9 protein-coding genes are annotated in these 25,008 nt (G+C 26.4%); 3 read left to right on the top strand and 6 right to left on the bottom strand.

Annotated features, from left to right (window positions below):
• Positions 1 to 201: 201 nt before the first annotated feature.
• The 4 genes from ACA134_RS04720 to ACA134_RS04705 form a co-directional block, all read right to left on the bottom strand.
• A complete protein-coding gene (locus tag ACA134_RS04720) occupies positions 202 to 6,120 on the bottom strand; it encodes a right-handed parallel beta-helix repeat-containing protein (protein ID WP_409201030.1) in 5,919 nt (1,972 codons plus the stop codon).
• A gap of 80 nt (positions 6,121 to 6,200) precedes the next feature.
• Entirely contained in the window at positions 6,201 to 20,018 is a 13,818-nt protein-coding gene (locus ACA134_RS04715) for a hypothetical protein (RefSeq protein WP_409201029.1), read from the bottom strand.
• 390 nt (positions 20,019 to 20,408) lie between these two features.
• Positions 20,409 to 20,840, bottom strand: coding sequence for an ACT domain-containing protein (locus ACA134_RS04710; protein WP_409201028.1), 432 nt, complete (start codon positions 20,838 to 20,840; stop codon positions 20,409 to 20,411).
• 10 nt (positions 20,841 to 20,850) lie between these two features.
• A complete protein-coding gene (locus ACA134_RS04705) occupies positions 20,851 to 22,152 on the bottom strand; it encodes a phenylacetate--CoA ligase family protein (protein WP_409201027.1) in 1,302 nt (433 codons plus the stop codon).
• A 128-nt stretch (positions 22,153 to 22,280) separates the two neighbouring features.
• On the opposite strand from ACA134_RS04705, the gene ACA134_RS04700 reads away from it, so the two are divergent.
• The 3 genes from ACA134_RS04700 to ACA134_RS04690 are packed head-to-tail and all read left to right on the top strand — an operon-like array spanning position 22,281 to position 23,609.
• Positions 22,281 to 22,436 (top strand): hypothetical protein, encoded by a 156-nt coding sequence (locus tag ACA134_RS04700; protein ID WP_409201026.1) that lies wholly within the window; start codon positions 22,281 to 22,283, stop codon positions 22,434 to 22,436.
• A gap of 13 nt (positions 22,437 to 22,449) precedes the next feature.
• The gene (locus ACA134_RS04695; RefSeq protein ID WP_409201025.1) at positions 22,450 to 22,902 is read left to right on the top strand and encodes a hypothetical protein; all 453 of its coding nucleotides are present in this window, start codon (positions 22,450 to 22,452) and stop codon (positions 22,900 to 22,902) included.
• A gap of 8 nt (positions 22,903 to 22,910) precedes the next feature.
• Complete coding sequence (locus tag ACA134_RS04690; protein WP_409201024.1) at positions 22,911 to 23,609, top strand: DUF116 domain-containing protein; 699 nt, start codon at positions 22,911 to 22,913, stop codon at positions 23,607 to 23,609.
• On the opposite strand, the gene ACA134_RS04685 is transcribed toward ACA134_RS04690, so the two are convergent.
• Positions 23,606 to 23,797 carry a hypothetical protein gene (locus ACA134_RS04685; protein WP_409201023.1) on the bottom strand — a complete coding sequence of 64 codons (192 nt, stop codon included), beginning with the start codon at positions 23,795 to 23,797 and terminating at the stop codon, positions 23,606 to 23,608. The genes ACA134_RS04690 and ACA134_RS04685 overlap by 4 nt on opposite strands.
• Positions 23,798 to 25,003, bottom strand: coding sequence for a hydroxymethylglutaryl-CoA reductase (NADPH) (gene hmgA, locus ACA134_RS04680; protein ID WP_409201022.1), 1,206 nt, complete (start codon positions 25,001 to 25,003; stop codon positions 23,798 to 23,800).
• Positions 25,004 to 25,008: the final 5 nt, after the last annotated feature.

Here is a 25,008-nt window from a genome sequence, read left to right as displayed (position 1 = left end):
TATTATTTAATTTCATCAATGTTATAGATTCAAATATTTAAAAGTAAAAAATAATGAAATTTAAAACTATTAATAAATATGTTTAAAAATGATTATTAAAGTTTGTGGTGATAAATTTTTTAATGAAAAAGAGCTATAATAAATAAATTTAAAAAAAATAAAAAATTTATTCTCAAAAAAGAGAATAAATACGTGTTTAATTTAACTAGTTACAACAATTGTAGTAGATAATGAATAATCATTATAAGTCATTGTTGCATAATAGCTACCTGGGTTCAAGTTAATATCTAATCTTATTTTACCATCACTTTCAGTTGTTCTTTCATATATTTGGCCATTAAGATTAATTACAACCTTTTGATTTGGATAAGGATTTCCTTGCCCATCTAATACTAAAATTACATAAGGTACTTTATTACTATTGCTAATAACAGTATTATTAGCAAGTAATGTTGGTAAAACTATAACCCTACTACTTGTAACATATCCATTTAAAGGAATAATAGCACTAATAATGTATTGACCTGGAGCTAAATTAATATTTAAAGTAGCTATTCCATCACTATTAGTAGTCCTCATGTAAAAAACACCATTAATATTAAAAGTGACATTTTTATTTGCATAAGGATTTCCTTGATTATCATAGAACTTAGCATGGAATTGTGAATCATTTAAATAATATTTAGTAAGATCTGAAATCTCAATATTAGATAATACTTCTACAGAATAAGACCTAGCTAAACCATCATTAGGATTAGTAGTAGTTAATATATAATATCCTGGAATAAGATTAATATTAAGTGTTGCATATCCATTAATATCAGTTGTACGGCTATAGAAAATACCATTAATATTAAAAGTAACTACTTGATTAGAAAGAGGATTACCATTACTATCAACATATCTTGCAACAAATTGTGTTCCATTTTTATAATATTTAACAACATCTTTACCTATTATAGTTGATTTGACAGTGACTGAACTTGTAGTATTTTGATTGACATATGTTCCATTGCCAACATATCCAACATCTACATGATATTCACCAGGAGCTAAATTAATTGTTAAACTAGCTATACCCTTAGAATCTGTAATTCTATAATAAGTTCTAGTATTAATTGTAATAGAAATATTTGCATTAGCTATAGGATTATTAAATGCATCATACAAATAAACTAAAAATTTACTACCATCTAAATATATTAGATTAATAGATGGAGCTTTTAAAATAACATCTTTATTAGCAACAGTTATATTAGCAGAAGCAGAGCTAGAATTAAAGTACTCATCACCATAATAATAAGCAGTAATATTATAATTGCCATTTTTTAATCCTGAATAAACAACAATACCAGAACCATCATTTAATGTAATATTTTTAACAATACCGTCTATCTCAACAGTTACAATACCTGTAGCCCCAGATGTAGTTTGAACTTGAACAATAACATCACCATTTGCATCTACTATTGGAGCAATAATTAAGTTAGTATTAGTTTTATTAATTGTAAATAAAAAGCTTACTGAAGTACCTTCAAATATATCATTACCTTGATAATAAGCAGTAACATTGTATACACCTGAAGCTAAGTTATTTAAGTATAATGATCCATAACCATCATTAACATTAATAGTACTTATCATATAATCAGTAATTAATATACTAAAAATGGAGTTAATTCTACTATCGGTAACATAATTAAGAACTATATTTTTATTTTCAATACCATGAATAGGGTATACTGATATGATTGGAGTTAATTTTTTAACTATAAATGTAGTATAGCTAGTTGCATTATAATAATTATTTTCCAGTGCATGATAAACTTCAACAGTATATATGCCAGGCCTAAGATCAGATAAAGTAAATTGTAAATTGCCACCAACAATATCAACATTAACATATTTCATATAATATCCATTATCACCAGTAACTGTAATATTAAGCATACAAGTAAGTATATTATTATAAGCATCAGATAAGAATATATCTAATATAATAAAATCACCATATAATATTACATCAGGATTTGCTGTAACATTTAAAATAACATTAATTCTTTCAATCTCAACAATACCTATGAAAACAGTTAAATTATCTCCACCACTATATGAACCAGTTACATTAAAAATTCCTGCAGTAAATAATTCAATTATAGTAAAAAATATTCCTTCATCCGAATAATCACTAGTGGACAAATATCTTATACCAGTAAAGAAAGTTACTGTTCCACCTACAATAATATTACCTACATCATCAGTTAAGGTACCAGTCATATTAAAATGGTCCAAGTAATTAGGATATTTTGTTTCATTATCTAAAACTTCAAATATAATTTCACTTGTAATTGTTCCAGTATTATATATTTTCTTTATTTCAGTTGAATCCATTATGTTATTTTCTAAAAATAAAGTTCCAACATTATAAATAAAAAATCCTTCAATATCTCCACTATAAGAATTTGTATCAATTAAACTAGCTTCACTAGAAAAATAATTATATAAAAGATTTCCAAGAGAAGCAGAATTATTTATAAAATAATTACCTTCAATTTCTAAATAAGATTCTGTATTATAAATTACTCCACCATATAAATTAGCATTATTATTAGAAAATATGTTAGAGCCTTCAATATAAAATTCTTCAATTCCAGAAATATAAAAAACCGCTCCATTATCAGCTAAATTTTGCTTAAATTCATTTGTTTCATTTATATAAACAGAACCACTAAATTCATTGTAGAAAACTCCTCCCAAAGGAGCATAATTTTCTTCAAAAATATTAGAACCCTCAACAACTAAATCAAAAAGTTCATATGATGATATAACTCCTCCTTCTGAAGAAGCATTATTTTTTATAAATTCATTTGCACCATAAATAGTGAAATTTTCTCCTACATCCACATAAACAACAGCACCGTGCATACCTGAATTATTGAAAAATCTATTATTTCCAGAAATTAAGAAATTCGAAGGATCGTATGCATAAATTACCCCACCATAAGTGGTTGCAATATTATTTTCAAATATATTAGTTCCATTTATCCAAAATCCATCATCTAAAGAAGTATAAATTACTCCTCCTTCACCATCAACAAAGTTATTGGAAATTATATTATTTCCATGAATTTCAAACCTATCACCAGAATTATATATAACTCCTCCAGTAATTTCACCACCATTAAAAGTAAATTCGTTATTTCCCATTATAGTAAAATCATTCCCACCTAAATTATAAATGACTCCACCAACACCAGTAGCTTCATTATATTGGAAATTATTAAACCCATAAATGAAGAAATAAGCACTTCCATAATTAAATATCACACCTGCTTCCTCAGCAGTGTTATATTCAAATGAATTATTTCCCATGATAATAAAAGATTCACCGTCGTCGTTATAGATTGTTCCCCCCTGATATATAGCAGAATTATTTCTAAAAATATTTTCTCCATTAATTAAAAAATGGAACCCATATTCGTTTTGAATAGCTCCACCATATGCAGCAGAATTATTTTCAAAAAGATTATTTCCCTGAATTCTAAACCAATCACTTCCATGATTATATAATACACCACCATATTCATTAAGAGCTTGATTTCCAATAAATTGATTAGAACCCATTATATAAAACGAATCTCCAGTATTATATAAAACTCCTCCTCTAAATTTAACTGCAGAATTATTTATAAAAATATTTGAGCCTGTAATATTAAAATAAGAACCAGCATTATAAATAACCCCACCTTCTTTATAAGCAGTATTATTAATAAAGCTATTTGTTCCATTAATTGAATAAGTATTACCTTCTAAGTTATATAACACCCCACCACTTTGATTTGCATAATTAAATGAGAAAGAATTATTTTTTTCAATAACAAAATTATCTCCATCATTGTATAATGCTCCTCCATTAAGTTCAGCATGATTATATTCAAATACGTTTTCACCATGAATAGTTAAATCATCAATCGAATTGTATATAGCACCACCACTTCTTCCAGCATGATTTGATGCAAAAATATTTTCTCCATAAATACCTATTAGTTCACCACCATCACTATATATAGCACCACCATATCCTAAAGCCTCATTAAAGTAAAATGTGTTATTTCCAGTAATATTTAAATTAATAAGAACTTGAGAATAAATAGCACCACCACTAGCACTAGCAGTATTATTTAAAAATTGATTATAATTTTGAATAATTAAATTCTTTGAAATACCAACATAAATTCCACCACCATCACGATTAGCAGAATTATTTACAATAATATTTTTATCTATAAAATCAATGTCATAAGTTCTAAATATATAAATTGCACCACCATATCCACTAATTTCTGTTCCAATAGCTTTATTATAACCCATATAATTATTTAAAAATTGTATGTCATTTGAAAAGAATAAATATAGTGCTCCGCCATCTTCACCCTTATTATAATTTATAGTATTGTTTTTAAAATCAAGTTTATTAGAATTAATAGTATATATTGCACCACCCAAAGATATAGCAGTATTATTTATTATGTTATTTCCCTCAAAATATATATTTTCTGAATTTTCAATGCTCAAAGCTCCTCCAGAGTTATAAGCTAAATTATCTTCAAATACTGATTTTATTGAATTAAAATTTTTTGAATTTGTTAGATAAATAGCTCCACCATCATCTGCACTATTATTTATAAAAGAATTGTATTTATCACCATCATTTACAATATTTATATCATTACCTCTCAAAAATATAGCTCCACCATAGCTAAGAGAATCATCTGTTGAAATTGCAATATTATTAATAAAGCTATTTGACCCTTGTAATTCTAAATTATTGAAAGGATAATATATAGCTCCGCCATGATAAGCAGAGTTATTTTCAAAGGTATTATTATCTAATATTTTTAATGCAATAATATTTGAATATACAGCTCCACCATATTTAGCAGTATTATTAATAAATTTGTTATTTCCAGAAATTGTATTATAATCCATCTGAGTAGAACTAGAACTTAATAAATATACAGCTCCACCATAATTTGTTGCAAAATTATTATAAAATGAGTTATTACCTAAAATTATTGTAGTTAAAGTATTAGATGCAATAGCTCCACCTTGAGAAGCGGTGTTTTTATCAAATTTATTATTTCCTTCAATACAAAGATTATCTCCGTAGTTAGAATAGATAGCTCCACCACTACTGCCTGCTGAATTTGAAATAAAGTGAAGGTTGTCTTTTAAAAATGACATTTTAGAACCTATAGTTAATCCAATATTAAGACCTCCTCCATTTCCTGCAGCAGTATTATTTTCAAATAAGAAATTTCCATTTATTTCAAAATTCATAATTTCAATATAAATTGCACCACCATGATAAGCCTTATTATTAGTAAAATTTCCTTTTCCAGATATATTAAATAATTCATTACTATTTACAACACGAATAGCTCCACCATTAGCACGAGTATCATCAATACTAAAACCAGCATAATTTTCATCAAAAATAGAGCTACCATTTATTGTTACATTACTATCAGTTGCATAAATAGCTCCACCTTCTCTTTTTGCAGCATTTTTATAAAAAGAACAATCTTCAATAATAATAGTTGAACTTTTAATTTTAATAGCACCACCATTTGCATCAGTTAGTGAAGAATGATCTGCAATATTATTTTCGAAGGTTATATTTAATAAATGGACATTAGAATTTAGAATATCAATAGCTGCTCCCCCATATTCTTTTCCATTAATTAACTTTAGATTTTTTAAAGTAACACTACCTGCAGAAATTTCAAAAATTCTGCTAACTCCCGCTGCATCAATAGTAAAACCTTTACCATCAATTGTTAGGGATTTAGAAATGGTTATTTGAGATTCTGTTCCTGTGTTTGTAATATTTTGTGTCAATTCAATAATATCATTAGGATCAGTATTACTATCTATCTCTTGTTGCAAATCAGAAAACGTATTACCAGTCACTGCACCCCTAATTTCAAAATCATTTTCATTATTTTCACTGATTTCATCAATAAAAGTATCATCCGCAGATACTGCAGAAATAGATATTAATGATATCAATAAAACAAAAAATGATAGTTTTATTAATTTATTTTTATTATTACTCATAATATCACCAAATAATTATTAATTTTTATTAAAATTTTTTATTATTACCTCATTTATTTTAAAAAAATTAAAGGAGAAAATTATTTTTTTCTCCTAAATGGAATTATTAAAGTAGAAATCATCAATATTAATAAAATTAATATTGAATTTCCTGTTTTTTCCATAGCATTCATATTGTTTAAATCTTCAATTCCATCATGTGTTTTTGAAGAAGGATCAGGCATTGGTCCTGGTTTTGGACCAGGAGTAGGATTTTTATAAACAATTATAGAAACATTATCACTAGATTTAAATTCATATGAATAATCTGAATATACTTCAACCATATGAATAAGATTTCCAGTTACCATTGTATTAACAAACATGTATAAAATACATGATTCTCCAGCTTTTAAGTTTCCAATAAACCATTTATTATTTTCTATATCATATACTCCTTTTTCTGCTAGATAAGATATATATTTTAATCCTCCATCCAAGTAATTTAATACATAAACATTTTCTGCATCAAATAAACCATTATTTTTAACAATAATAGTATATATGACATTTGAACCAACTTCAACAGAAGATTTATCGACAACAATGTTTACACTAATATCACTTGAATTTTTAATTGAAATAGAAACATTATCCTTAGGATTACCCATATATCTATCATAATATCCAGTAGTAACTTCAACAAAATTGTCTATGGTTGATTTAGTAGTATTAACTACTACATCTATAGTTAACCTATAACTACCAATATTTGGAACATAAAATATATGCCATTTAATTTCACGAGTTTTCTCATTATAACTGACATAACCATAATCAGTATAAGAGTTAACATAAATTAAGCCTTCAGGCAAAATATCTGTAGAAATTACAAGATCTCCAAATACAGGACCATTTGATAATATTGTTATATAATAACTAATTAATTCTCCATTATATGGATTAGAATTACTAACAGATTTAACAACAGTAATATTAGTAATACTTTCGATTTTTGCCTCATCAGTGTTAACAGTACTATATGGAACATGATTACCTAAAACAACATAACTTGTACTATCTTCTAATGTATCAACATAAGTATATACATTTAAAATAATGTCAGAATTTGCTTTAATTGAAACATCTTTCCATACAATTTTATAGTGAGTACTATTATATTCAAATACTTCATAATCCTCTGTTGCATTAACTAATTTTAAACCAATAGGATAATAATCAACAACATAGTCTAAGAAAACATCGAAATCGCCTAAATTTGAAACTGTATTAATCCATAAAATAGTATTACCTAAATTGGGTGTAGGATTATCAATTTCCTTAGAAATAAGGATATTTAATAATAGAATATTATCACAGATCACTTCTTTAGGTTTTGGTGTTTCAAATGTAGTAACATTTATTTTATTACTAACATTACCTATATATTCTCCATTAACCTCAAAAATAACTAATAATGAAACAGAACTATTAGCTGCTAAAGGATTATTTAAATACCAGATTCCATCATAATCATATGTCCAATTATCATTAGACTCATAATTGAAATAAGTTAATCCTTTTGGGAAATAATCTACAATTTTTAAATCATGAGCATCTGAAGAACCATAATTAGTTATATTAATATAATAATACAGGAATTCACCTTTATATGCTAATGTAACATTACTAGTTTTAGAAATATTCAATTTTACATCAGTCAAATTAACATTTTCTGAAACAGCAATGTTATTTTTTGATTCATTTGTATTTACAATAATTGTATTATTTACATTTCCAATATATTCACCAGTAACTTTAAATATTAAAGTCAAAGTAACACGACTGCCATTTAGTAATGAATCTTTTAAAGTCCAAACATTACCATCACGATCCCACAAATCAGTCTCAACAAAACTAACAAAAATCATTCCATATGGGATTATTTCTGTCAATGATACATTATTAGCTATTGTAGAGCCACTATTATAAACATTAATTTCATACTTAATTAATTCATTATAATTAGCACGACTTACATTTGCATTTTTAGTGATATCTAAAGTAACATTTGTTAAAAGAGTTTCATCACTAATATTATTTATTGTTTTATATTGATCATTATCAACTGTTACATTATTAAAGATATATCCAATATGTTTACCAGTTACATTAAATATTAAAGTTAAAGTAACATTAGAATAACCTTTTAAATCGTCATTTAAAATCCACGTATTAGTCAAAGAATAGAAAGACCATAAATCTTTTTCAACAAAATCAATGAAATTTAATCCCTCAGGGAACATATCTGTTAAAATAACATTTGATGCATTAGTAGATCCAACATTAAAAACTATAATTTTATATTCAATTAAATCACCAATATTAGCAAGTGAAGCATTAACATCCTTTGTAACATATAAGGTAACATTAGTTAAATTAATATCATCACTAGTATTTTTATTATTTTTAGTTTCAGTAGTATTTACAATAACAGTATTATTTACCATTCCAGTAAAATTACCTTTAACTTTAAATAAAATAGTCAAACTAACAGAACTACTATTAGCAATACTACCTTTTAAAGTCCAAACATTACCATTACGATCCCACAAATCAGTCTCAACAAAACTATCAACAACCATACCAGCAGGAACCAAATCCTCCAAAACAACACCAGTAGCAACAGTAGAACCAACATTAGTAACATTAATCTTATACTCAACAATATCCCCAACATTAGCTGTAGAAACATTCACATCTTTTGTAATAGTTAAAGTTACATTAGTTAAATTAATATTATCACTAGTATTTTTATTATTTTTAGTTTCAGTAGTATTTACAATAACAGTATTATTTACCATTCCAGTAAAATTACCTTTAACTTTAAATAAAATAGTCAAACTAACAGAACTACTATTAGCAATACTACCTTTTAAAGTCCAAACATTACCATTACGATCCCACAAATCAGTCTCAACAAAACTATCAACAACCATACCAGCAGGAACCAAATCCTCCAAAACAACACCAGTAGCAACAGTAGAACCAACATTAGTAACATTAATCTTATACTCAACAATATCCCCAACATTAGCTGTAGAAACATTCACATCTTTTGTAATAGTTAAGGTAACATTAGTTAAATTAATATCATCACTAGTATTTTTATTATTTTTAGTTTCAGTAGTGTTTACAATAACAGTATTATTTACCATTCCAGTAAAATTACCTTTAACTTTAAATAAAATAGTCAAACTAACAGAACTACTATTAGCAATACTACCTTTTAAAGTCCAAACATTACCATTACGATCCCACAAATCAGTCTCAACAAAACTATCAACAACCATACCAGCAGGAACCAAATCCTCCAAAACAACACCAGTAGCAACAGTAGAACCAACATTAGTAACATTAATCTTATACTCAACAATATCCCCAACATTAGCACGACTAACATTAACACCCTTAGTAACCACCAAAGTAACATTAGTTAAATTTGTAAAAATACTAGAAGTATCATTAGAGGTTTGAGTACTGTTAACTAGTACATAATTGCTAACATTTCCAGTATAATTACCTTTTACTTTAAATATCAAAGTTAATGTAATATTTGTGCCGTTTTCTAAAGATTCATATAATTTCCAAGTATTTTGGCCAGTTCGATTCCATAGATCTGTTTCAACAAAGTAATCTAATTCCATACCCAAAGGGAAATTGTCAATTATGAAAACATTAGTAGCAGTAGTTGTACCAGTATTATTTATATAAATTGTGTATTTAACATAATCTCCAATATTAGCACGAGTAGTATTAACTTCTTTAGTTATAGTTAAAGTAACATTAGTTAAATTAGTATTATCACTAATATTATTGATTTGATTATATTCTGTAGAATTAACAAATACAGTATTATTAGTCACACCAGTATCAATAACTTTGAAAATCAACTTCAAAATAGCATCCTGACTTGCAGTCAAATTACCAACCAAATACCAATGTTTATAATCAGTAGTAGTCCAAGAATAAGTACCATTCGCATAACCTACAAACTCAAGACCATAAATACCACGAACATCATCAATAACAACAACACCAGAAGCATCAGAACTACCTTTATTAGAAACAATAACTTCATAATAGAGATAATCATCAACTTGAACACTAGACTCATTAACAAACTTAGTAACATTCAAAGTAACATTATGAGAACGAACATCATCACTTTCATTAACTTGACCATCAGGAGTTTGGAAAGAACTAGTATTCAAAGAATTATTAAAAATACCAACATTCAAAACAGTAAAAGTCAAATTAATACTAACAGAATCACCACTAGCTAAAATACCATTCAATACCCAAGTTTTATTATCAGAAGACCATATCCTACCATCATTAGAAATAGAACTTAAAAACTTAAGATAATAACTTAAATACAACTCAGAGAATGTAACATTATAAGCATCAGTAGTACCAACATTCTCAATGACAATAGTAAAAGTAATACTTTCCCCAACTTTAACCAAATAAACATTAGGAGTCTTAGTAACCTTCAAACTAACATTAGTTAAATTAGTATTATCACTAATATTATTGATTTGATTATATTCTGTAGAATTAACAAATACAGTATTATTAGTCACACCAGTATCAATAACTTTGAAAATCAACTTCAAAATAGCATCCTGACTTGCAGTCAAATTACCAACCAAATACCAATGTTTATAATCAGTAGTAGTCCAAGAATAAGTACCATTCGCATAACCTACAAACTCAAGACCATAAATACCACGAACATCATCAATAACAACAACACCAGAAGCATCAGAACTACCTTTATTAGAAACAATAACTTCATAATAGAGATAATCATCAACTTGAACACTAGACTCATTAACAAACTTAGTAACATTCAAAGTAACATTATGAGAACGAACATCATCACTTTCATTAACTTGACCATCAGGAGTTTGGAAAGAACTAGTATTCAAAGAATTATTAAAAATACCAACATTCAAAACAGTAAAAGTCAAATTAATACTAACAGAATCACCACTAGCTAAAATACCATTCAATACCCAAGTTTTATTATCAGAAGACCATATCCTACCATCATTAGAAATAGAACTTAAAAACTTAAGATAATAACTTAAATACAACTCAGAGAATGTAACATTATAAGCATCAGTAGTACCAACATTCTCAATGACAATAGTAAAAGTAATACTTTCCCCAACTTTAACCAAATAAACATTAGGAGTCTTAGTAACCTTCAAACTAACATTAGTTAAATTAGTATTATCACTAATATTATTGATTTGATTATATTCTGTAGAATTAACAAATACAGTATTATTAGTCACACCAGTATCAATAACTTTGAAAATCAACTTCAAAATAGCATCCTGACTTGCAGTCAAATTACCAACCAAATACCAATGTTTATAATCAGTAGTAGTCCAAGAATAAGTACCATTCGCATAACCTACAAACTCAAGACCATAAATACCACGAACATCATCAATAACAACAACACCAGAAGCATCAGAACTACCTTTATTAGAAACAATAACTTCATAATAGAGATAATCATCAACTTGAACACTAGACTCATTAACAAACTTAGTAACATTCAAAGTAACATTATGTCCACGCACAGTAGATTTAGCTATTACACCTTTTGGAGTTTCATTTGAAGTAACATTAATAATATTTTCAAATAATCCAATTTGAGTAGCTTCAAAAGTCAAGACTAATAAAATAGATTCATTAGAATCAAGTTCCCCATTATAAAACCAAGTTTTATTATCATAAGTAACCCAACCAGAAGTTAAATTAGTATATCCTCTATAAATAAGAGATCCATACTCATCTGTGAAAGTAATATTATGAGCAGTAGTATTACCCACATTAGTAATATTGATTGTATAATTAATCAATTGGCCCACTTTAATAATATCTGTATTAGCTATTTTAGTAACAGTTAAGTTAACATCAGTTAGAACTGTTTCTTCACTTGTAACTTGTTTATCATTAGTTTCACTACTATTTACTTTAACAGTATTGCTCACAGTAGCATTTCCAACAACTTTGAAAGTTAAAATTAAAGTAGCTGTTTCATTTATTGTTAGGCCTCTTTTTAAAACCCATGTTTTAGTAGTTTCATTATATGTCCATTCATTTTCATTTGAATAACCTATAAATTTTAATCCATAAATATCAACATTATCATATATAGTTACATCATATGAAGTTGAATTCCCAGTATTTTTAATAGTAATCGTATAATAAATTATATCTCCAGTATTAGCAATGTTAGTGTTAACTGTTTTATTAACATCTAATGTAACATTATGTGATCTAACTTCTGAAGAGTTTTTAGTATAATTAATTTGATCAGTTGTTATGTTAATTGTATTATTAAATAAACCTATACCTTCAACAATAAATTCAAAAATTAAACTTACTTCATCATTAAAACCTAAATCAGTTAAGAGTGTCCAAGTTATATTATCATCAGTATACCAAATAGATGGATCATAATATGCTTTTACATATTTAAGATATTCTGTAGGGATAATTTCTGTTAAAATTAGATTTGTTGCATTAGTTGAACCAACATTTTTAATAGTAATAGTATAATTAATTGGTAAACCTACTCTGATAACATCTAGTGAAGGTTTTTTAATAATAGTTAAATTAACATTAGTTAAAATAGTTTCACCACTAGTTGTAGATATATCTTCCTGAATAGATTCAGCATTTACAATATTTTTAACAGTTCCAGTACCATTAACTTCAAATATTAAAGTTAAAGTAGTATTGGAATTTGCTCCTAATGAATCCCAGTAAACAAATTCACCATTACCCCTATAAGTCCAAAGATTTGTTTCCTTAATACCCTTATATTCTAAATTTGAAAAATTTTCAACATAATCATAAATTCTAAAACCTGTAGTTCCAGTAGTTCCAGTATTATAAATAGTAATAGTATAATATATTATATCTCCAACTTGCGCTTTATTAACACTTTCTATTTTAGTAATACTCAAAGTTACATTATGAGCTTCAATTTCTTGAGCAACAACTGATTTATTTTGTTGATTAGATGTGACATTTACTTTATTAATTATTGATCCTGTGCCAATTACTTTAAATATCAAAGTTATACTAACTTCTTCTTGTGAATTTAATGGATTTAATAAATACCAAGTTTTAGTTGTTAAATTATAATGCCAAATACCAGGCAAAGCATCAAAATCAACATATTTTAAAATTTCCTCAGGGAATAAATCTGTAAAACTTACATTAGTAGCCTCAGTAGTACCATTATTTTTAATATTAATAGTATAATTAAGAGTTTCATTCCATTTAATTAAATTAACATGAGGTATTTTAGAAACAATTAAAGAAACATTTGTTAATGTGATTTCATCGGAGAAAATTGTAATATTTGTATTATTTTCCCAAAAAGAAACATTAACAGAATTTATAGCTTTTCCAGTATCGTTAACTCTAAAAATAAAGGTAATAGATTCAGATTCCAATGCTTTTAATCCATTTATTAAAAACCATTCATTGTTATTACCAATAGTAACTTGTTGCCATTTTCCACCAATTGCACGAATGAATTCCAAATTTTCAAATCCATTAACAAGATCATTTAAATAAACTATTTGAGAATCAGACGTTCCTATATTAGTTACATTTATAGTAAAACTAATATATTCTCCATAATTAGCTTGTGTGACATTTACTGATTTAGTAATATTAAGTATAACATCATGAACATTAATTGCAGCACTAGTATTTACTGGTTTAGGAGTTTGATCAGATATAACACTAGCATTATTTTGAATACCTTGACCAGTTTTTAAAGTCTTAAATATCAAGACTATTTCTACATAATCATTTCCATTTAATGTTTCATTTAAAACCCAAGTTTTTGATGTACTATTATAATACCAATTACCTTTATTTGAAGTGAAATTTAGATATTCTAAATATTCAGCAGGGAACATATCTATTAAAGTAACATTAGTAGCTTCAGTAGTACCAGAATTTTCAATTCTAATTGTATAAGTAACATTTTCACCTAATTTATTGAAATAAGGAGGTGCAATATGAGCTTCTTTTTGAATAGATAAAACAACATGATGTAAAGTAGTATTATCACTAGTAACATTTAAATTAGGATTAATATCCCTATTGATTTCTAAGTTAGCTGTATTATTAACAACTCTATCACTAGCACTTATAACTTTAAAGTCAAAAATTAAAGATACAGAAGAACCGTTATTTAAAAGACCTCTAAATACAAATGTAGTATTTTCATTATAAACATTCCATAAATCACTATCAAACAATAAATCAATGAGTTTAAGTCCGTTTATATTATTTATATAATCGGTTAATTGTAAAAGAATATCATATTTATCTATCATTTCAGTAGTTAAAGGTGAAGTTCCAATATTTGAAATAGTAATATTATAACGTATTACATCTCCAACATTAGCATTTGAAGCATTAACAGATTTTGAAATATTCAATGTAATATTATGAGCTTCAACAATATCATATCTAATTTTACCTTCAGGTTCTTGATCAGATGTTATATTAACAGTGTTATTGAAAATTCCTGCTTTTTTAACAATAAATTGAAGATATAATATAGTTGTAGCATTTGGAGCTAAACTACCAGAATAAAACCAAGTTATATTATCATTAGTAAACCATCCGCTGCCACTTGAATTAATAAATTCTAAAAAATCATAATCATAAAATTCTGTGATTTTTAAACCAGTAGCAGGTGTTTCACCAGTATTATTTATAACAACATGAAAAGTAATAACTTCTCCAACTTTAATAAAAGGATAACGATATATATGATTGCTTTTATAAGTTGTTACGTTTACACGAGTTAAATTAGTTCCATTAGTTATTGTGGAAGCATTGTCTTCACGAGCAATTACAGTTACATTATTAAATATAGGTTCAGTTTCATTTACAGGAATACCTGCTGAGCGAACGTAGAATCTTAATGTCAATATAACAGTTTCATTTGCTCTTATAACTTCACCACCGGGCAAACTAAAAATTAAATATCCATTTTCATCATATGAATAAAGCCAATTTCTATCAGATCTCCAATATCCTTCATAAACTAAATGAGTAGTATTGAAATATTCACGTAATACAATATTAGTGGCATTTGTAGTACCATTATTTTTAATAGTAATAGTATAATAAATATACCCTCCTATATTAGCTGTTGGAGGAGCAGTTTTATTAATTAATAATGTTACATTATGAATTTCAAGAGGATTAGAATTAAATTGTTGACCATCCGGATTTTCATTATAAGTAATATTTAAAGTGTTTAAAATATTTTTACCTGTTTCTTTAGCTATGAAACTAATATATACAGTAACCTGATTATTTTTAGCTAAGTCAAACTTCAATGTCCAATCATTACCATTATCAATCCAATTATTATCAGGATCATAAAATTCGTAAAATTCCATATATGTATCAGGAAGAAGATCTCTTAAAGTAAGATTAGTAGCATTAGTACTGCCAGTATTCACAATAGTAATAGTGTAATTAATAATTTCGCCTACTTTTACTAATTCTGGTCCAATTTTATTTATTATAAGATGGATATCGATTATAGTAGTATTATTACTAATAGCTATATTATTAAAAGATTGTGTACTGTTGATAATAGCAGTATTATTTATAATTCCTGGAGAACCATCAGTAGTACCAGTTCCAGTAACAGTAAATATTAATGTTAAATATTCACTTTGACCAGCTTCTAATATGCCATTTAAATTCCATCTATTGAAATTACCTATTTGATATTGATACCATCTTCCAGACTGATTTGAAGAAGCATAGAATTCAAGTTCATTAGGGAACATATCATAAATATATACGTTTGTAGCATTAGTAGTTCCAGTATTAGTTATTTTAATTGTATATGAAATTTGTTGACCAATTGTGGCAATTTCAGTAGTAGTAATTTTTTCAAATTCCAAAGTAACATTATGAGAATGTACTAAATCACTAGTTTTATTTGCTGATGTTTGATTTGTATTAACTATAATAGTATTAACAAAATCTCCTGATTCAATAACTTTAAAATTTAAAACAATATTTATTGTTTGTCCTGGTTCTAAAATCTTTTTATAATACCAAACTTTAGTAATATTATCATATTCCCAATCAGGATTTACATTAAAATCGATATAATCTAAATAATCTGGAATAATATCAATTAAAGTTAAATTTGTAGCATTAGTAGTACCATAATTTCTAATAGCTATATTATATGAAAGAGTTTCTCCCCATTTAATAACATCAGTATTAGCTTCTTTTTTAATTTCAAGTTTAACATCAGTTAATAAAGTATTATTAGATGTTGCATTTATAGTAGAAACTTCAGAACTATCAACAAAAGCAGTATTATTAACATTACCTGCTTCAATAACTGTATATATTAATGTTAATGTATCTGATTTAGTTGAATTTAATATGCCTTTATATCTAAATAAAACACGATTACCAATTTGTGCAAAATCCCATTTATCTTTTTCAATATAATCTGAATATCTAATAAGATTATCAATATTATAAGTATCTTCTATAATAATTTCATAAGAATCTGTTTCACCATCATTTGTAACAATGATTGTGTAAGAAATTTCATCTCCAACCTGAACCTGACTTTTATCAACAGTTTTATTAATAGCTAAAGATACATTATGGATTCTAACTGAATTACTTTCAACACTTCCATTAATTTGATCTGTTGTTACATTAATCCAATTAGTAACATTACCTGTAATTATTGTATCAAATATTAAAACAAGACTTACAGTTTTACCAGGTAATAAATCAGCTTTTAATTTCCAAACTTTATTGGTATTATCATAATCCCATACATCATCCACATTTACAAAATTAAAATAACGTAAATAATAAGGGAAAAATTCATCACTTACAATAAGATTTGTAGCTTCTGTTGTACCAGTATTTTTAATAGTAATAGTATAATTTAATTTTTCTCCGATTTTAATAACTTCAGCACTAGGTTCTTTAGTAATAACAAGGCTAACATTAGTTAAAACAGTATTACCAGATTGAACTGAAATATTTTCAAATTCCCTAGAAGTTATAATAGCTGAATTGTTAACAATGCCTATTCCTATAACTTTAAAACGTAATGTTAAATTTACAGATTGATTTGGAGCTAATGGGGAATTTAATTTCCATGCATTAGGTCCATATGAAGACCAAAGAGAATTTTCTAAAATTTCAACAAAACTTAGTTTACTAATATCAAAATCATCATAAACTATAATATTTGTAGCATTTGATGTACCTGTATTTGTGACAGTTATAGTATATGTAATATAATCATCCACTTGTGCAATTGCATTATTTTCAACTTTTTGAGATTCTAAAGTTACATTATGAACAATAACTTCTTCACTTGTAAAGTTAAAACTAACATCAAAATTATTATAATCTACATTAATAATATTAACATATTCTCCTGATTCACGACCGTAAAAGTTCAAAATTAAAGTTGCACTTTCACCAATACTTAAGTTTCCATTATATTTCCAAACATTAGAACCAATTTGATTCCAACTCTCATTATTAAAAGTTTTAATAAAATCTAATCCTTCTAAGAAATAATCAGTTAAAAATATATCTGAAACTACATCATTTCCTTCATTTACAATGGTTATAGTATAATTTACATACTCTCCTTGCCTAATTACATTTGCACTTGGTTGTTTGACAACATTAAGATATGCTGATGAAGAAGTCACATTTTGACTTGTTGCATATATGCTATTAGGAGTTTCTTTTGATATTACTCCTGCAGTATTATTAAAAATACCAAATTCTAGAACTTCAAAAATTAAAATTAAATCTACTGAATCTCCATTACTATAAAATGGTCCAACTAAATCCCATTCAAACGTATTTCCATTTCTATTCCACAGACCTGTTGAATTTTCATATCCAACATACCTAAGGAATTCTATAGGGAAATAATCTGTTACTTTTACATTTGTTGCACTTGAATTACCATGATTTGTTACAGTGATTGTAAATTTAATTTGTTCTCCTACTTTTGTTAAGGGTGTTGAAGCGACTTTTTTAATATCTAAAACAACACTTGTTAAATTTATTTCATTACTTGTTTCATTTTGATTTGTATGATTTGATATAATATTTATAGTATTATTTGCAGATCCAGGAAATGCACCATTTACACGGAATGTAAAAGTTAATGTTGTGATTTCACCAGGTTGCAATAATCTATTATAAAACCATGTTTTGTTTAAATCATCATTTGTCCATCCAATACCATTGGATGATACATATTGTAATCCAAGAGGTATATATTCAGTTATATTAATACTATCTTCAGCTAAGTTACCATTATTTTTTATAACAATTGTATAATTTACTAATTCACCAACATTTGCAGAATTAACATTTGTTGATTTGTTTACCTCTAAAATTACTTCATATACAATTAAGATTCCTTGAGTAATTGTAGGATTTCCACCATCATATGATCCAGTTATAGCGAAAGTTCCTCTTTCGTTTGTTTTAAATTCTATTGTATAAATTCCATCTATAAAATTATCAGTTTCTATTACATGTCCGCCAAAATTAAAAGTAACATTTTGACCAACAATTATATTTCCCATATCATCAGTTAATATAGCTGTTAGATTAACTATATCGCCAATATAACAGTTTAAAGTTTCCCCATTTAAGAATTTTAAATTTGTTTGTCCAGTCAATGTACCATTATTAAATATTTTTTCATTAATATTAGAATTCATTGTGTTTCTTGATAATTCTAATGTATTTTGATTACCGTTATAAATCAATATTTCGTTACTTCCAGATATAGTAGATCTGCTTAATGTAGTGGACCTACCAGTATCTTCTTTATTACTTAAAAATATAAAAGAACCTAAAGTAGCATTATTATTTTCAGCAATAATATTGCTTAATACATTTAAATAATTACTTGAATATATTGCTCCACCAAAAACATTAGCATTATTATTTGTAAAGTTTGAATTTTCCATCAATAACCTTACACCATCCATAACATAGATTGCACCACCGTTTTCATCTGCAATATTATTTTCAAATAAACTGTTCATTATTCTAGTATTTGAACTACCCATCAAATATAATGCTCCACCATTATTTGCTTCATTACCTTTAAAATTACAATTTTCCACAATAATTATATTTTCTGTGTAAATAGCTCCACCTAATAAAGCTTTATTATTTGTAAAATTAACATACTCAAATTTTACATTAGTACCTGAGTTATATATTGCACCACCATATTTATTCGGAACATTACTCCCCACTAAAGCTAGATTTTTAAAAGTGACTGTGTCTGCATTAGAAGTTATATTAAAAATTCTATTATCAGTACCATAAATTGTATACCCATTACCATCGATTGTTAATGTTTTATGATCAATTACAAATTCATTTTCAGTTTGGAAATATATATGATTTGTCAATACTATTGTATCTCCTATTTCTGCACTATTTAAAGCATTGATCATACTTATATAATCATTCACCTCAATATAATCAAATAAATCATTGCCTCTTCCATTATTTTCATCAATCGAGCCTATATTTTTTAATTTATTATTGTTTATACTACTAATTTCTTCTTCATAAATTACATTCGAAAAATCGAAATTAATCGAATTTGAATTATCTTCTTCAATAAAATCATTCGTTGAGTTTAATTCTATATTTTCATTAGCTGTAACACACGTCAATGACATCGTGAGAATAGCTAGTATACAAAATATCAAATACCATGATATTTTATGATTAAATCTCATAATTACCTCCCAATTTTATTCAATTTTTAATTAGATTTTATCTAATTAATTCATATATCAACAACAATAGAATAGTTACATCCAATAAATCAGGTGAAAATATATTCATTTAATATTTTCATAACTATTTATTTTAAAATAACTATTTTCTATTGAAATATATTATATTAATTGAAATATTTATATTTATTGGAAAATATTTAATTTTTAGGCATTTATAATCTTTTTTTAAGTAATATAATAGTTTCAACAAGAATATTATTCAAAAAGTATGAAATGTTCTATAATATACGAATAAAATAAATTCTAAAAATAGTGAAATATAAACAATAACACCTATATGTAATTAATTAAAAATAAGAAAGTTAAAAAAAATAAAGATAAATAATATTATAAATCATAGATTTCTTCAGGAGAAACCATAACAACATTATTATTTTCTAAAACATTTATTAAATTATCTATATTATCTGTATGTAATAATAAAATAGCTTTCTCAGATCTTTCATGAGTAAAAGCATACAAATATTCAAGATTGATATTGTTTTGATCTAAAACTCTTAAAACTGAAGATAAACCACCTGGTGTATCATCTAATTCAATAGCTATAATTTTAGTAATTTTAACAACAAAATTATTTTTTTTAAGAATTTCTTCTCCTTTTGATGGATTATCTACAACAATTCTTAAAATTCCAAATTCTGAAGTATCTGCAAGAGATAATGCTCGAATATTAATATTATTTTCAGATAAAACATTTAAAGCTTTATATAATTTCCCTTTTTTATTTTCTAAAAATATTGATAATTGATTTACTTTCATTTTAACACCTTTATTTTAAATTTCTTTTATCAATAACTCTAACAGCCTTTCCTTCACTTCTGGGAATAGATTTAGGTTCTACTAATGTAACTTTAACTCTAATACCTATTTCATTTTCAATATAGCTAGCTATTTTATTTTGAAGAGCAACCATTTCTTTTACACCATCAAAGAAAAGTTCATTTGATGCTTCAACTTTAACTTCAATTTCATCCATTAAATCTGGACGAGTTACAATAATTTGATAATGAGGAGCTACACCGCTAACTTTTAAAAGTGCTTTTTCTATTTGAGATGGGAAAACAGCTACTCCTTTAACTTTAAGCATATCATCAGTACGACCAGTAACACGATCCATTCTAATTAAAGTTCTACCACAAGAACATTTTTCATGATTTAAAGCAGTTATATCTTTAGTTCTAAATCTTATAACCGGCATTCCTTCTCTATAAATATTTGTAAGTACTAGTTCTCCTTTTTGACCATCTTTTAAAGATTCTTTAGTTTTAGGATTAATTATTTCAGGATAATAAATATCTTCTGATATATGAAGGCCATTTTGAGCAGAACATTCAACACCAACACCAGGACCCATAAGTTCTGTAAGTCCATAAATATTATAAGCTTTACAATTAAATGTTTCTTCTATTTTTTCTCTCATTTCCTCAGTCCACATTTCAGATCCAAAACCAATAGCTTTAAGACCAATATTTTTAGGATCAATATTTTCTTCTCTTGCAACTTCCCCTAAATACATTCCATAAGAAGGAGTAAAAATTAAACCAGTAGTTCCAAAATCTTTCATTATTTCAATTTGACGTCTTGTTTGTCCTGTAGAAATAGGGATAACAGTTGCTCCAATTTTTTGAGCACCATAATGTATACCAAAACCACCAGTAAATAATCCATAACCATGAGTATTTTGAATTATATCTTCATCATCAATTCCCATCATAGTTAAACCACGAGCCATAGTTTCACTCCAAGTATTTAAATCTTGTTCAGTGTATCCTGATACAACAGGTTTTCCAGTAGTTCCAGAAGAACTATGAACTTCTACAATATCCTTTTTATCAACTGCAAAAAGACCAAATGGGTAGCTTTCTCTTAAATCATCTTTAGTAATAAAAGGTAATTTTTCAATATCTTCTAAAGAATTAATATCCTCTGGATAAACATTAGCATCACTATATTTTTTATTATAATAAGGAATCTTATTAAAAGCTGTTTTAACAGTACTCATAAGTCGCTTAAGTTGCAATTCTTCTAAATCCTCTCGAGGCATACACTCAGTTTTTTCATCCCAAAACATTTTAAAACCTTATAATTATATTAATAAAAATTGTTTTTTAAAATAATTAAATGTTATGATTTAAAAAAAGTTAATATTAAATATATTTTAATACATATAGTAAAATAATAATTAAAAACGGTGATTGTATGTGTACAGTTGGCGGCCCTATGGCTGATGTAGATATGAAAAAATTAAAAACTAAAAGATATCGTTGCTTAGATTGTTCTAATGAATTTAAAGGTCTTGGAAAACGTGTTGTTTGCCCATCATGTCAAAGTGATAATGTTGAATCTTTAGAATAATGTGAGGAATACATTGAATATTAATTTTAGTGAAGATGAAATTTTATATCTAAAAGGAGATAAAGGTCTTGTTGGAATTGTTAAAATAGCTATATCCAACAAGATAATTTATATTGGAACTCCAGATAATGAAGAAATAGCTATGTTTCTAGAAGAAAATGACTTAATAGCTATTTCATCATTTGATAATAATGAAAAAGCAGTTAAATCCCTAGCATATTTAACACGAGAAACAGATGCTCCAATTATAGTTTTAGATAAGAATCATCCTTCATCTAAACGACTACCATTAGTTTTATCTGTTGGTGAACGAGTAAAATTAGATTGTAATATTAAACCTGGTACCCATCCAGAACAAGATATTTTATGTAGTTGTGATTCACTTTCAGGATTAATAATTGAAAAAACTGAAAATGGTGTTAAATTAAACAAAGATTTTAAAAATTATGAAATTAAGGAATTTTAGGTAATTATATGGTTATTGAATCATTATATCAATTATTAGGACAAAGTTTAATATTATTTATAATATTACTTGTTATATTGTCTATTGCAACATTAATTCTTGGTAAGGTACTTATTAAAAAAGATATTCTAATATTTCCACAATTAATAATATTTGTTTTAGATATGTTCTACTCACCTCTTAAAAAAATAGCTAAAGCTTTAAAATTTGATGAATCTTTAGTAGATCATATGGGTGTTGAAGTTAGAAACAATGTAAATAGAGCTAAATTTTTAAAAATTCCTCCTGAGAAGAAAATTATATTTTTACCACATTGTCTTAGACATAAAGATTGTGAAGCAGTATTAAATGAAACAGGCCTTGTATGTACAAAATGTAATAAATGTTCCATAGGATTTATAATGGATAAAGCTGAACCAATGGGTTATAGACTATTTATTGTTCCTGGATCAAGTTTTGTTAAAAAAATAGCTAAAGAAAATAAATTTGAATCAGTTGTTGGAATAGCTTGTTATGAAGATTTAAATCAAATAATGATGGTTTTATCAGACTTTTACCCACAAGGTGCAGTATTATCAAGAACAGGCTGTTATAATACAAAAGTAGATGTGAAATCTGTTTTAGATGTTATAGGATATGTTGAACCTACAAAAGAAGAAATTAAAATTGATGAAAATTTATGTACTGATAAAAGTAAAAATACTTAATCATCATAATATTCCATAAGCTCTATTGATTCTGGAGCTTCATCAAATTCTTTTATTAAATTATTTAAATCTTTAAAAAATTCTTTTTTTCTTAAATTTATATCATCAATTTTAGAATAATCTCTTTTAATAGTAAATGTCATTAAAAGTTCATCACTTTCTATTTCAATTTCAGGATATAGTGACATTTATTCTCTTCCTAATTCTTTATGAGCACGAGCTAGATGACCTGCAGATAAAGCTGATACTAATGACAATTCACCAGCTAAAACACATCCTGCAACAATTTCTGCAAATTCTAAAACTTTATTAGAACCAGAAACACCTAAAATTTGAAGGCCTTCATTAGCAGTCTCAAGTGATGTTCCGCCACCAACAGTAGCTATTGGTAAATCAGGTAAATTAACAGAAAAATACAAATCACCATTTCTATCTTCTGCTGTTGTAATACCCAGTGATCCTTCAACAACATGAGCAACATCCTGACCAGTAGCTAAAAAGATTGCACCAATCATGTTTGCATAATGAGCATTAAAAGCCATACTACCAGCTGAAGCAGAACCAATAAGATTTTTTGCAATATTAACCTCAACAATAGAGCTTGCAGTAGTTTTAAGTTTAGTTTTTACAATATCTTCTGGAATTATAATATCTGCTGTAACAGATTTACCTCTTCCTTCAATCATATTAATAGAAGCAGGTTTTTTATCAACACAAACATTACCACTTAAAGCTATATGAATTGCATCATTTTCATTTTCTAATTTTTCTAAAATCTTTTCAGTAGCTATTGTAACCATATTCATACCCATACTGTCACCAGTTGAATAAACAAAACGAGGATAAACATAACTACCTACAATTAAAATAGGATCTATTTTTATAAGTTTTCCATGGTTGGTTGTAGTCTCAGCAAGTGATTTAAGCTCATCAAAATTATTTTCTATCCAATTTTTAACTTCAATAGCTCCAGATGCAGATTTAGCTTTAATAACAGGAGCTCTAGTCATTTTATCAGAAATAATATTAGTATTAACACCGCCAGCTAATGTAATAGATGAACAACCCCTATTAATTGAAGCAACTAATGCACCTTCTGAGGTTGCAAGAGGCAAATAAACTTCCCTATTACAGTATTTACCATTAACTTTTAAAGGACCTGCAACACCAATAGGAATCTGAATAGTACCAATAGGATTTTCAATATTTTTTTTAGAAGCTTTTTCCATATCTAAAGTATAATCAGCTATTTTATCTAAAGAAGAAGAAGAAAATTTTTCAATAAATTCACGCCTAATATCAACAGCCTCATTAGCAGATGAAGTATATTTTTCAACTTGATATAGCTTAATTTTACCTTCAATTAAACCATTTACAATTTCTTCACGATTCATATTCT

The organism is Methanobrevibacter sp. DSM 116169, assembly GCF_046197865.1.
GTDB lineage: Archaea > Methanobacteriota > Methanobacteria > Methanobacteriales > Methanobacteriaceae > JAHKLT01.
The sequence above is the reverse complement of the archived record's forward strand: the minus strand, read 5'-3'. Positions and strand labels throughout refer to the sequence as shown.

What these genes read in the sequence shown, in the direction of transcription:
- ACA134_RS04720 (WP_409201030.1), bottom strand. Translation starts at nt 6,120, where the DNA reads ATGAGTAATAATAAAAATAAATTAATAAAACTATCATTTTTTGTTTTA.
- ACA134_RS04715 (WP_409201029.1), bottom strand. Translation starts at nt 20,018, where the DNA reads ATGAGATTTAATCATAAAATATCATGGTATTTGATATTTTGTATACTA.
- ACA134_RS04710 (WP_409201028.1), bottom strand. Translation starts at nt 20,840, where the DNA reads ATGAAAGTAAATCAATTATCAATATTTTTAGAAAATAAAAAAGGGAAA.
- ACA134_RS04705 (WP_409201027.1), bottom strand. Translation starts at nt 22,152, where the DNA reads ATGTTTTGGGATGAAAAAACTGAGTGTATGCCTCGAGAGGATTTAGAA.
- ACA134_RS04700 (WP_409201026.1), top strand. Translation starts at nt 22,281, where the DNA reads ATGTGTACAGTTGGCGGCCCTATGGCTGATGTAGATATGAAAAAATTA.
- ACA134_RS04690 (WP_409201024.1), top strand. Translation starts at nt 22,911, where the DNA reads ATGGTTATTGAATCATTATATCAATTATTAGGACAAAGTTTAATATTA.
- ACA134_RS04685 (WP_409201023.1), bottom strand. Translation starts at nt 23,797, where the DNA reads ATGTCACTATATCCTGAAATTGAAATAGAAAGTGATGAACTTTTAATG.
- hmgA (WP_409201022.1), bottom strand. Translation starts at nt 25,003, where the DNA reads ATGAATCGTGAAGAAATTGTAAATGGTTTAATTGAAGGTAAAATTAAG.